The sequence below is a fragment of the Rhodococcus sp. 06-221-2 genome (assembly GCF_002258365.1).
Classification (GTDB): domain Bacteria; phylum Actinomycetota; class Actinomycetes; order Mycobacteriales; family Mycobacteriaceae; genus Rhodococcoides; species Rhodococcoides fascians.
The window spans coordinates 86,094-98,431 of the sequence record NZ_NOYJ01000011.1 but is presented as its reverse complement, the minus strand read 5'-3'; the positions used below and the strand labels follow the sequence as shown (position 1 = coordinate 98,431).

The window sequence follows — 12,338 nt, the reverse complement described above, 5'->3', positions numbered from 1 at the left end:
CCCAACACCCGATGCGAAGGCTACAGACGGTCTTTCCGTCGACCGCGCGTGCTCCACAAAGGTTGAGCCGCAGCAAGTTCCGTTTCCGTCGCCGTCCGGAACGGAGACGCCGACTGGTCGACCTCCGGGTGCGCATCCTGCCCTCGGGTGGCTCGCAAACTGAGTATCACGGAGATCGCGAGAATCGACGAGATGACATCGAGCGAGACGGCGGTGGGGATGTAGAACACGTCGACCTTGAGTGCCATCTTGATGCCGACCCAGATCAGGACCAACGCCAGTCCCACCTTCAGATACACGAATCGGTGCATCAGGTCCGCGAGCAGAAAGTACATCGCGCGCAGTCCGAGAATGGCGAATGCGTTGGCGGTGAACACCAGGAAGGGGATGTCGGTGACGGCGAAGATCGCCGGGATGGAATCGACAGCGAAGACGATGTCCGTGACCTCGACGAGTACGAGCACCGCCAACAGTGGAGTGGCCAACGCAACGCCCCCGATGCGCACCACGAACTTCTGCCCGTAGAACGCGTCGGTCATGGGAACGTAGCGACGGAACAACCGCAGCGTACGAGACTGTTCGGGATCGAGATGCTCGTTGCGCTGACGCACCATGCGGTATCCGGTGAAGATCAAGAAGGCCGCGAAGAGGTAGAGCACCGCGCTGAAGCTGGCGATGAGGGCAGATCCCCCGGCGATGAAGATGCCACGAAAGACCAGCGCACCGAGTACGCCGAAGAACAGGACGCGGTGTTGCAACTCTCTGGGCACCGCGAAATACGTGAAGATGATGGCCCACACGAACACGTTGTCGACCGCCAGCGACTTCTCGATCAGGTAGCCGGCGAAGTACTGCTGGCCGAACTCGGCACCGGCGGTGGCCCAGATCAGTGCCCCGAATCCAACGCCGAAAGCGACCCAGATACCAGACCAGACAGCCGCTTCGCGCACTCCGATGACGTGTGCTCGCCGATGGGCGAACAAATCGACCGCCAGCATGGCGACGATGAAGCCGAGTACTGCCACCCAAGCCCAGAATGGAACGGACATGACAACCTCCAGTTCTGTGAACTGGAGGTCTCTCCCGCCCGACGTGGGCCGCTCGCCGGGCCCGGATTGCCGGGCCGTGGTGACGACGAAGCTGCTGGGGGTACTCCCCTCCTGAGACCATATTGAACCAGGACTTCGGCCCGGGATCAAGGAAACTTAGTGCCCCACAACAGTTACCGAATTTTGAAGATCACGAACCGCTGCACCAGGAAGTTGATGACCGTCGCCGTTCCCTGCGCGACGACGAATGCCACGTTGGCGTACCAGAAGCCGTCGGGAAGAACCTGGTAGAGCCAGGTATAGATGCCGACCTGGACGGCGAAGGTGACTCCGTACAGCGCGACGACAGCGAGGAACCGGGCCCGCGACGGTGCCGCGTTGAACGTCCACCGCCGGTTGATCAGGTACGCCGTGGTGGTGCCGAGCACGAAGCCGATCGCCTTGGCCAGCGTCACACCGACGCCGAACACGAAATGCAGGATCAGGTTGACGCCCTGATCGACGATCGCCGACAGCACACCCGTCGCCAAGAACCGCACCACCTGCGTCTTGAGATCGAGGGCCGCGTCGGCGATGTTCTCGGTCAGTGGCAACTCGACGGGCAGCGGGACGTGATGCTGCAGCTCGTCGTCCTCGGGCGACCAGTCGTCGTTCCCGGAGCCGTCTTCGATGGAGCGATCAGGGGTGGACACGAGGACTGACATTAGCTGCTATCGCAATGCGGGTACCCTCTTGAGCGATGTCCACGACAGCCGACGACGCACTCTTCCCCCTGGAACCACAGGCCGGGAACACTGCGCCGCTACCCACGCAGACCCGCACACTCACTGGTTGGGGCCGCACTGCGCCCTCCACCGGCGAGGTGCTCTCGACCTCCGACCCCGAGCTCATCGCGAACGCGGTCAAGCAGGTCGCCGAGCAGAACGACTCCAAGCCGGCTTACCTCCGACGCGGCGTCATCGCCCGCGGCCTCGGCCGCTCCTACGGCGACAACGCGCAGAACTCCGGCGGACTCGTCATCGACATGAATGCCCTCAACGGCATTCACAGCATCGACGCGTCGACGCGCATCGTCGACGTCGACGGTGGCGTCAACCTCGACCAGCTGATGCGTGCTGCACTGCCGTTCGGTCTGTGGGTTCCAGTGCTTCCGGGTACCCGTCAGGTCACCATCGGTGGAGCAATCGGCACGGACATCCACGGCAAGAACCACCACAGCGCGGGCAGCTTCGGCAACCACGTCCGCTCGATGGAACTGCTCACCGCGGACGGACAGATCCGCCACCTGACGCCGACGGGCAAGAACGCCAAGCTCTTCTGGGCGACGGTCGGCGGCAACGGCCTGACCGGCATCATCCTGCGCGCGACGATCGAGATGACGCCCACGGAAACGGCCTACTTCATCGCCGACGGCGACGTCACCAGCACCCTCGACGAGACCATTGCCCTTCACAGCGACGGCAGTGAGAACAACTACGACTACTCGAGCGCCTGGTTCGACGCCGTGGCTCCGCCCCCCAAGCTCGGCCGCGCAGCCCTCTCACGTGGATCGTTGGCGCGCCTCGACCAGCTTCCCGAGAAGCTGCAGAAGGATCCGCTGCGCTTCAACGCCAAGCCGCTCGTGAAGTTCCCCGATATCTTTCCGAACGGGCTCGCCAACAAGTACACGTTCTCCGCCGTCGGCGAGGCCTGGTACCGCAAGGCCGGCAATTATCGGAACAAGGTTCAGTCCCTTACAGCGTTCTACCACCCACTCGACATGTTCAGTGAGTGGAACCGCGCCTACGGCTCCAAGGGATTTCTGCAGTACCAGTTCGTGGTGCCGCCGGAGGCCGTCGACGAGTTCAAGAAGATCATCGTCGACATCCAGAAGTCGGGGCATTACTCGTTCCTCAACGTGTTCAAGCTGTTCGGGCCGGGAAACAAAGCGCCGCTGAGCTTTCCGATTCCAGGCTGGAACATCTGCGTGGACTTCCCGATCAAGCCGGGCCTGAACGAGTTCGTCCGCGAACTCGACAAGCGTGTGCTCGAGTTCGGCGGTCGTCTGTACACCGCGAAGGATTCGCGCACCGACGCCGAGACGTTCCACTCGATGTACCCGCGGATCGACGAATGGATCAAGGTTCGTCGATCTGTAGACCCCACAGGCGTTTTCGCCTCCGATATGGCTAGAAGGCTGGAACTGCTGTGACGATAGACGCCGTAGGTAACCCACAGACGATTCTCGTTCTGGGTGGCACCAGCGAGATCGGTCTCGCGATCACCGAGGAGTACCTGTCGAAGTCTCCGGCACGCGTCGTTCTCGCCGCGCTGCCCAACGATCCGCTGCGCGACAGTGCCGTTGCACAGCTGACCGCCAAGGGCGCGAAGTCCGTGGACGTCATCGACTTCGACGCACTCGACACCGCGTCGCATCCGAAGGTCATCGACGCGGCCTGGGCCAAGGGTGACGTCGACGTCGCCATCGTCGCCTTCGCCGTCGACTTCGATGCCGAGCAGCTCTGGCAGGACCAGCGCAAGGCCGTCCTCGCCGCGAACATCAACTACACCGCTTCGGTGTCGGTCGGCGTTCTGCTGGGCGAGAAGATGAAGGCGCAGGCGTACGGCCGCATCATCGTCATGTCCTCGGTGGCAGGCGAGCGGGTCCGTCGCTCCAACTTCGTCTACGGCTCCACCAAGGCCGGCCTCGACGGTTTCTACCTCGGACTCGGAGAAGCGTTGCGCGAGTTCGGCCCTCGGGTCACGGTCGTTCGTCCGGGCATGGTGCGCACCAAGTTCAGCGCCCACGTCAAGGAAGCGCCGATGACCGTCGACAAGGAGGTCATCGCGAAGCTCGCGGTGAACGCTTCGCGCAAGGGCACCCCGCTCATCTGGACTCCCGCACCGTGGCGTCTGGTGATGATGGTGCTGCGACACGTGCCGCGGCCGATCTTCCGCAAGCTGCCCATCTGATCTCGATGACTGACGGGGTTGCACCGGCTCGCAGAACCGCCTCTGCCGTCGGGGAGATCGTTCTCGGTGCGCTCGTCGCAGTCGTGGTGGCGACGGTCGGGCTGTACGCCTTCTCACTGGTTCAGTGGCCGGCGTTCAACTCGTCCAACGTCACTCGCGCTCTGACAACTCTGGGCCAGGTGGTAGCCGCGGCACTGTTCGCGTCGTCGATCTACCTGTACCGAATCCGCAAGTGGCCGTGGATCGCTCGACTCTCGGCGTGGGTCGGGCTCTCCGGCTTCGTCACCGTCACCCTCGGAATGCCCTTGGCGGCAACCAAGCTGTACCTGTTCGGCATCTCCGTCGACCAGGAGTTTCGCACCGAATACCTGACGCGGCTGACGGATTCGGCGTCGTTGCGCGACATGACGTACGCCGACATCCCACCGTTCTACCCCGCCGGTTGGTTCTGGCTCGGTGGACGGGTCGGCAACCTGCTGGGTATGGACGGCTGGGAAGTGTTCAAGCCGTACGCAATCGGACTGCTTGCCGTCACGTCGGTGGTCGCATTCGTACTGTGGAAGGCCCTGATCCGCAGCGACTGGGCTGTCGCCGTCAGCGCTGTCACGACTGCATTGGTTGTCGCCTACGCCTCCCCCGAGGCCTACAGCGCCGTCATCGTGCTGCTGTTCGCCCCGACATTGCTCCTGGCCTGGGGCGCGTTGCATCGCCCCGTCACTCCTGTCTCCGACGGGGCTGGAGCGGCCACCCCCGTCGGGATGAATGCGGCATCCAGTCGGTCAGACGGCAAGAATGGGACATTCATCCCCACGGGGGGACGCGCAGCAGGCGGCTGGGGAGCGGTAATCGGTACCGGCCTGTTCCTCGGCCTGGCCGCGACGTTCTACACCCTGTACCTGGGTCTGGCCGCGTTCACCGTCGTGCTGATGGCCTTGTTCGCCGCCGTTCTCGCCTGTCGCGAGCGCAAGACCTGGCGGGCCCTGATTCCCATTGCACTCAAAGTGGCTGCGATCGCCGTCATCTCGGGCCTCATAGCGGCGACGGTATGGCTGCCGTATCTCGTCGACTTCCTCCGCGGCGCACCGTCCACATCGGGCACCGCGCTGCACTACCTGCCCGAGGCCGGTGCAACGCTTCCGTTCCCGATGTTCGAGTTCTCGATGATGGGCATTCTGTGCCTCTTCGGAACGGTATGGGTCGCAGTACGTTTCTCGTCGTCGCGTCGAGCACAGGCACTCGGAGTCGGCGTCGTCGCGGTCTACCTGTGGACGTTGCTGTCCATGGCGGCCACGGCTGCGGGCACCACACTGCTCTCGTTCCGACTCGAAGCGGTTCTCATCGTATTGCTCGGCAGCGCAGGCGTTTTCGGATTCCTCGAAGGCAGCCACGCGATCTACCAGGCCATCAACGAGCCACCGAAGTTCCGCATCGCTGCCGTCGTCGTCGCGACCATCGGCGCAATGGCCTTCGCGCAGAACATCCCCCAGGTACTGCAGAGCGAGATCACCGTCGCGTACTCCGACACCGACGGTGATGGCAACCGTGCCGATATGCGTCCGCCGAGCGCCGTCTCGTACTACCGCGAGGTCGACGACGCCCTGACCGAACAGACCGGTCGACCGCGCGACGAAACCGTCTTGCTCACTGCGGACACCTCGTTCCTGAGCTACTACCCGTACTTCGGATTCCAAGGACTGACGTCGCACTACGCCAATCCACTGGCGCAGTTCGATCGGCGGGCCGACGCCATCGAGCGGTGGACCGAGCTCGAGACTCCCGACCAGATGATCGAGGCGCTCGACACCAGCCAGTGGCGCGCCCCCGACGCCTTCCTGTTCCGCCGCGGCGCCGACGGCTACACCTTGAGACTCGCGGAGGACGTCTACCCGAACGATCCGAATGTGCGGCGCTACACCGTCACCTTCCCCGAGTCACTGTTCGAGGATCCACGCTTCACGGTGACCGATATCGGGCCGTTCGCACTGGTCGTACGCACTACATAACGCCGCGCGCCGAATCGAGACCGCGGCCGCAGGCCGAGTACGTCACGGCGCAAGCGGGTTACCCGCGTCAGGTGCCGGCAGCACCTGACGAGCCGTGATCTCATCGCCGCACGAGTCACACTCGAGCCTCACGTGTGCATTGCCCCCACAGTCGCGGTGCGTGTAGTGCACGGGGACACCGTCGGGTGCCATGTACGCGTCGCCCCAGTCCTTGAAGGCCATCAGAATCGGATAGATGTCGTGGCCCTTGCGGGTCAGCCGGTATTCCGCGTAGGTGGAATCGGTCTGCACCTTGGCGAGAATGTCGTGCTCGACGAGGCGGTCGAGTCGATCCTGCAGCCGACTTCGTGAGATCCCCATGGCGCTCTGGAAGTGGTTGAAACGGCGAACCCCGGCGAACGACCACTTCAGAATCACCAGCGTCCACCGGTCACCCAGAACGGACAGAGACCTCGAAATCGAGCAGGGCACATCGGCCAGCTCCGCATGACGCATACCGTCGACCTTACCCAGCAGTCTCGAAACGAGACTATTGCTGCTACTTTGTAGTCTCGAAATGAGACCAGGGGTGTACATGGACGCTGTGACAGACGATCGAGGGCAGCAATTCTCGGCACTCGCCGGAATTCTCGAAGAACGCTGGACGTGCCGACAGTTCCGGCCGGATGCAGTGCCACGCGGCGATATCGAGCGTGTGCTCGCGCTGAGCCAGCGCACACCGTCGTGGTGCAACACCCAGCCGTGGCAGGTCATCGTGACGGAAGGGGAAGGGACAGACCGCTTCCGCCGGACACTCCAGGACCACGTCCGCGGCGGCGGCCCCGTGCAGAGTGACATCCCCTTCCCCACCCAGTACGCCGGCGACTATCGCGACCGTCGCCGTGCGTGCGGACTGCAGCTCTACGACAGTGTCGGCATCGAGAAGGGGGATCCGCGCGCCCTTGCTCAGATGCTCCGCAACTTCGACTTCTTCGATGCGCCACACGTCGCCGTGATCACCACCGAGGCCGATCTCGGCGAGTACGGAGCGATCGACTGCGGTCTGTACGTCAACACCTTTCTGCTCAGTGCACACAGCCTCGGCATCGCCACCGCCCCACAGGCCGCCCTCGCGTCGTACTCCGATTTTCTGCACGACTACTTCGACATACAGGAGCACCGGCGCATCGTGCTCGGAATCTCGTTCGGATACGCGGACCTGGAGCACCCGATCAACTCGTTCCGAACCGAACGAGCAGACGTGACGAACGTGGCCACCTGGATCGGTGACTGATCTGTACATACGGGTGGGGCGGCGTCGCACTCCAGCCGGTGTGACCCAGCACGTTCGAGTTTTCGCCCACCGTGATCTTTCTGTAACCTCGACGCGATGACCACCCACGACCAGAGAGTTCTCGAGCGGCAGCCGACCACGGCACCGGCTCGACACTCCGGCGTCGGGCGAGGCGACCTCGTGGCGGCCGTCGGATTTCTGATCGCCGCCGTGTACGTCCTACAGGGTCAGTGGCGCAATCTGAACGGTGGCTACCTCTACAACAGCGGCCAGGACCAGACGATGTGGGAGTGGTTCTTCTCCGTCGCCGCCCATGCCGTCGCGCATCTGGACAATCCACTGTCCAGTGACCTGCAGAATTACCCACTCGGGGTGAATCTGATGGCGAACACGGCGATGTTCGGCATCTCCATTCCGCTGGCCCCGATCACGTTACTTTTCGGACCAACGGTGACCTGGGCAATTGCCCTCACAATCGGCCTCGCAGGCACCTCGTTCGCCTGGTACTGGCTGTTCTCGCGTCAGTTGAACGCGTCCAAGGGTGCCGCCGCAATGGGCGGCGCACTGTGCGGCTTCGCGCCCGGTGCCATCTCCCATGCCAACGGCCACCCCAACTTCGTGGTGCTGTTCCTGCTCCCGGTCATCGCGATGCTGGTCACCCGCGTCGCACACGGCGGTGGAACCACCAAGAACACCGTCGGGCTCGGCCTGATCGTCGCGCTGCAGATCCTGCTCGGCGAAGAACCGCTGCTGATCTTCGCGATGTCGTTCGCCATCTTCGCCGTCGTCTACTACCTGTCCCGGCCGCGTTCCCTGTGGCCGGCCGTCCGCAATGCCGTACCCCGACTCGCGGTGTCGGCGAGCATCGCGCTGGCCATCGTCGCGTTGCCGCTGTGGTGGCAGTTCTTCGGACCGCAGTCGTATTCTTTCCTCGAACACGGCCCGATGGGCAACGACGCCAAAGCCCTGTTCCAGTTCCCGACGCAATCCATCGGTGGCGTCGCCACCCCGGGGCAGAACGTACGGATCAACGCCACCGAGGAGAACGCCTACTTCGGCTGGCCGCTGCTCGTGCTGTGCCTCGTGGCGGCAGTGTGGATGTGGCGTGTTGCCTGCGCCAGAGCCGCGGCTGCCACGGCCATCGTCATGAGCGTGCTCTCGCTCGGCGCGACGCTGATGATCGGCAAGAACGACACCGGCATCACCCTGCCGTGGACGAAACTCGCCGAATACCCACTCGTCGAATCCGTCCTCGAGACCCGCTTCGCCCTCGGCGCGGTCCCTGCGCTGGCTCTGTTGCTCGTCCTGGCCACCGATCGGACGTTCCGCAACGGACTACGGCCGTTGCCGGCATTCTGGATCGCCGGACTCGCCCTCGCCCTCGTTCCGCTGATCCCGACGCCGCTGGTCACCGTCGACAAATCCCCCACACCCCGGTTCTTCGCCGACGGCGATTGGCAGAACTACGTCGACGACGGTTCCGTCGTCACCGTCCCTCTCCCACGGCCCGAGGACGCCCGGCCGCTGCGTTGGCAGATGGACGCGGACATGGGCTTCACGCTGGCCGCCGGATACTTCGTCGGACCGAGCGATCAGGAAGAGAAGGTCGCCAAGTACGGTGCCGTGGATCGCCCGACGGCGCTGCTGCTCGGCTCGGTCTACGACTCCGGCACCGTCCCCGAGATCACCGCTGATCAGCGCAGCCAGGCGGCGCAGGACATGCGCTTCTGGGAAGCCGACGTCGTGGTACTTCCGCCGAGCAAGAACACCGTCGCCCTGCGCAGCACGGTCACCGAGCTGCTCGACGTCCAGCCGCAATACACCGGCGGCGTATGGGTGTGGGATGTGCGCTCGCTCGTCCAATAGCATCGCCGGTGTGCCTGCGACCGCTCCGAACATCACGACCGCCCGGCTGATAGCGATCGTCACCGGCATCATCGGTGCCGTTCTGGCCATCGCCACTCCGCTGCTGCCGGTGCAGCAGGACGTCTCCACGCTATCGTGGCCGCAGAGCTCGTTCGGCAGTGTCAACGCTCCGCTGGTGAGCTACTCCCCGCTCGATTTGAACGCGACGATCCCGTGCAGTAGTGCCACTCGGCTCGACGGCGGCGGCACGGTGATGTCCACCGCTCCGATCGCGGCGGCGAAAACCGAGCAGCGAGCACTGACCGTGCGGGTCGACGACGATCGACTGCAGGTGCTGCTGCGCGATCGCGTTCTCGCCGAGGCTCCCGTATCCGACCTGGCCTCCGATTGCGCGCTGACCATCTCCTCGAACGCCGCTCGCACGGTGGTCGACCTCGGCGGCGCGGCCACCACTGTCGACGGCGACGTCCGACCCCAGGTCGTCGGCATCTTCACCGACCTCACCGCGTCGGTCGACGGTCTGAACGTGCGCGTGGACATCGACTCCCGTTACTCCTCGACCCCGACGACGTTCAAGCTGCTGGCGATGATCGTCGGCGCGCTGGCCGTCGTCGCCTCACTGTTCGCATTGCATCGCCTCGACAGCGTGGACGGTCGACGTCACCGCCGCTTCCTGCCGTCACGCTGGAAGTCGGTGACCGGCGTCGACGCCGTCGTCGTCGGGGTGCTGGTGTTGTGGCACTTCATCGGTGCCAACACCTCCGACGACGGCTACCTGCTCAACATGGCACGCGTCTCCGAGCACGCCGGATACATGGCCAACTACTTCCGCTGGTTCGGCGTTCCCGAAGCACCGTTCGGCATGCCGTACTACGACATGCTGGCCGCCCTCGCCAAAGTCAGCACCGCCAGCATCTGGATGCGCCTGCCCGCCACGATCGCCGCACTGCTGTGCTGGCTGGTCATCAGCCGCGAGGTCATCCCCCGCCTCGGGCGCGCGGTACTGACCAACCGCGTCGCGCTGTGGACCGCAGGCCTGGTGTTCCTCGCCTTCTGGCTGCCCTACGACAACGGACTGCGCCCGGAACCCGTCATCGCCCTGGGCGCGCTGCTCACGTGGTGCTCGATCGAGCGGGCCATCGCCACCGGACGACTGCTGCCCGCCGCGGTCGGCACACTGATCGCCGCCTTCTCTCTCGCCGCCGGACCTACCGGACTGATCGCCGTCGCCGCGCTGCTCGCCGGACTGCGCCCGATCGTGATGATCATCGTCAAACGAGCCCGCCAAGTGGGGCTGCTCGCGGTCCTCGCGCCGCTGATCGCGTCGGGACTGGCCGTGGTGATCGCGATCTTCGCCGACCAAACTCTGAGCACCGTGCTCGAAGCGACCCGGGTGCGCTCGGCTCTCGGACCCAACGTGCCCTGGTTCGAGGAACGGGTGCGCTGGGACGCGTTGATGACCATCTCCCCCGACGGCTCGCTCGCCCGACGATTCGGCATGTTCGCGATGCTGCTGTGCATCGTCGTCTGCATCGCGGTGATGCTCCGCAAGAACGGACGCATCCCCGGTACCGCCACCGGGCCATCGCGTCGGATACTCGGAATCGTGCTGGGCGCACTGGCTTTGATGATGTTCACCCCCACCAAGTGGACCCACCACTTCGGTGTGTACGCCGGTCTCGCCGCGTCTCTCGGCGCACTGGCAGCGGTGGCCGTCACGGCGGCCACCGTCCGATCCCCGCGTAACAGAACGCTGTTCACCGCCGCAGTGCTGTTTCTGACGGCGGTGGCGTTCACCAGCTCGAACGGTTGGTGGTACGTCTCGAGTTACGGCATTCCGTGGTTCGACAAGCCGCCGTCCATTGCCGGCAAGGGCTTCTCGACCATCCTGCTCGGCCTGACCGTGCTGACCCTGCTGTATGCCGCGTACCAACATGTCCGATTGCCTTATCGCACAGCAGAAACCACCACGCGTCGACGCTTCGCCCCCTCCGCGTTGACCATCGTCGCCGGCGGTGTCGTCGCATTCGAAGTGCTCTCGTTCGCCAAAGGTGCTGTGGCGCAATACCCTGCGTACTCCATCGCGCGATCCAACTTCTCCGCACTCGCGGGCAACTCGTGCGGACTCGCCGGTGACGTGCAGGTGGAGACCGACGTCAACGGATCCGTCCTGCAGCCGATCGACCCCGCCCCGGACGCGCTGGGAGCAGGCGGCAGCACCGGATTCACCCCGGACGGCGTCGCCGAAGACCTCACGGCCGATTCCGAGGACACCGCCCAGGGCAGTGCCAACTCCATCCGCCCCGAAGACTCCGAAGAGAGCGCGTCGGCCACCTCGTCGAACTCCGCAGGCACCTCGGGCGGAACCAACGAGAACGTCGGAATCAACGGCAGCACAGTCGCTCTGCCGTTCGGACTGAACCCCGAAACGACCCCGGTCCTCGGCAGCTTCGGAGCCACCGAGCCCGCGTCACTGACCTCCGGTTGGTATTCGCTGCCTGGAGAGGGCGACCTGATCGCCATCGCCGCCGCAGGCCGAATTCGCTCGGTGGACAAGGACGGCATCGTCACCCCGGGCCAACGCGTCGAACTGGAATACGGACGCCGCGACGGCGGCGACGTCCAGGCACTCGGCCGTGTCACGCCTCTCGACATCGGCCCGGCACCGTCGTGGCGCAACCTGCGCGTACCGATGAGCGACCTACCCGCCGACGCGGACGCCGTTCGCATCGTCGCCGAGGACAACGACCTGGCCGGAGATCAGTGGCTCGCCGTCACTCCCCCACGCGTCCCGAAAACTCAGACGCTGAATTCTCTGGTCGGGTCCACCGACCCCGTTCTGCTCGACTGGGCGGTCGGGCTGGCGTTCCCGTGCCAGCGTCCGTTCGATCACCGTGACGGCGTCGCCGAGGTGCCGAAGTACCGCATCCTGCCCGACCGAACCGGAGCCGAATCCACCAACGCATGGCAGGACTCGTTCGGCGGCGGCCCGCTGGGGTGGACCGAACTGCTTCTCGGTGCCCAGACTCTGCCGTCGTATCTCGCCGACGACTACGCCCGCGATTGGGGGTCGATCGAGAGATACACGCCACTCGATCCGGCTGCCGCGACCGCCGGGATCACCGTCGAGCAACAGTCTCGGTCGGGACTGTCCAGCGACGGACCGATGAAGACCGGCTGATTCCCTGTTTCTCC

9 protein-coding genes are annotated in these 12,338 nt (G+C 64.8%); 6 read left to right on the top strand and 3 right to left on the bottom strand.

Annotated features, from left to right (window positions below; genetic code table 11):
• Positions 1–20: 20 nt before the first annotated feature.
• Positions 21–1,049 (bottom strand): TerC family protein, encoded by a 1,029-nt coding sequence (locus CH281_RS06420; protein ID WP_094693474.1) that lies wholly within the window; start codon positions 1,047–1,049, stop codon positions 21–23.
• Positions 1,050–1,222: 173 nt separating this feature from the next.
• Positions 1,223–1,741, bottom strand: a complete 519-nt coding sequence (locus CH281_RS06415) for a GtrA family protein (protein WP_080729430.1) — start codon at positions 1,739–1,741, stop codon at positions 1,223–1,225.
• A 47-nt stretch (positions 1,742–1,788) separates the two neighbouring features.
• Here CH281_RS06415 and CH281_RS06410 point away from each other — a divergent pair, with 47 nt between their 5' ends.
• From CH281_RS06410 to CH281_RS06400, 3 genes are read left to right on the top strand one after another with little or no spacing between them, the layout of a single operon-like run.
• Complete coding sequence (locus CH281_RS06410; RefSeq protein WP_027494795.1) at positions 1,789–3,240, top strand: FAD-binding oxidoreductase; 1,452 nt, start codon at positions 1,789–1,791, stop codon at positions 3,238–3,240.
• Positions 3,237–4,001, top strand: coding sequence for a decaprenylphospho-beta-D-erythro-pentofuranosid-2-ulose 2-reductase (locus CH281_RS06405; protein ID WP_032366765.1), 765 nt, complete (start codon positions 3,237–3,239; stop codon positions 3,999–4,001). The genes CH281_RS06410 and CH281_RS06405 overlap by 4 nt, the downstream gene beginning before the upstream one ends.
• A 5-nt stretch (positions 4,002–4,006) precedes the next feature.
• Complete coding sequence (locus CH281_RS06400; protein ID WP_094693472.1) at positions 4,007–6,004, top strand: galactan 5-O-arabinofuranosyltransferase; 1,998 nt, start codon at positions 4,007–4,009, stop codon at positions 6,002–6,004.
• A 42-nt stretch (positions 6,005–6,046) separates the two neighbouring features.
• On the opposite strand, the gene CH281_RS06395 is transcribed toward CH281_RS06400, so the two are convergent.
• A complete protein-coding gene (locus CH281_RS06395; RefSeq protein ID WP_094693470.1) occupies positions 6,047–6,499 on the bottom strand; it encodes a winged helix-turn-helix transcriptional regulator in 453 nt (150 codons plus the stop codon).
• 79 nt (positions 6,500–6,578) lie between these two features.
• Here CH281_RS06395 and CH281_RS06390 point away from each other — a divergent pair, with 79 nt between their 5' ends.
• The 3 genes from CH281_RS06390 to CH281_RS06380 all read left to right on the top strand — a co-directional run bounded on the left by CH281_RS06390 (position 6,579) and on the right by CH281_RS06380 (position 12,324).
• A complete protein-coding gene (locus tag CH281_RS06390; protein WP_094693468.1) occupies positions 6,579–7,277 on the top strand; it encodes a nitroreductase in 699 nt (232 codons plus the stop codon).
• 96 nt (positions 7,278–7,373) lie between these two features.
• Positions 7,374–9,143 carry a glycosyl transferase gene (locus CH281_RS06385; protein ID WP_094693466.1) on the top strand — a complete coding sequence of 590 codons (1,770 nt, stop codon included), beginning with the start codon at positions 7,374–7,376 and terminating at the stop codon, positions 9,141–9,143.
• Positions 9,144–9,153: 10 nt separating this feature from the next.
• Positions 9,154–12,324: an arabinosyltransferase domain-containing protein gene (locus CH281_RS06380; protein ID WP_256983382.1), complete on the top strand. Its 3,171-nt coding sequence runs from the start codon at positions 9,154–9,156 to the stop codon at positions 12,322–12,324.
• Positions 12,325–12,338: the final 14 nt, after the last annotated feature.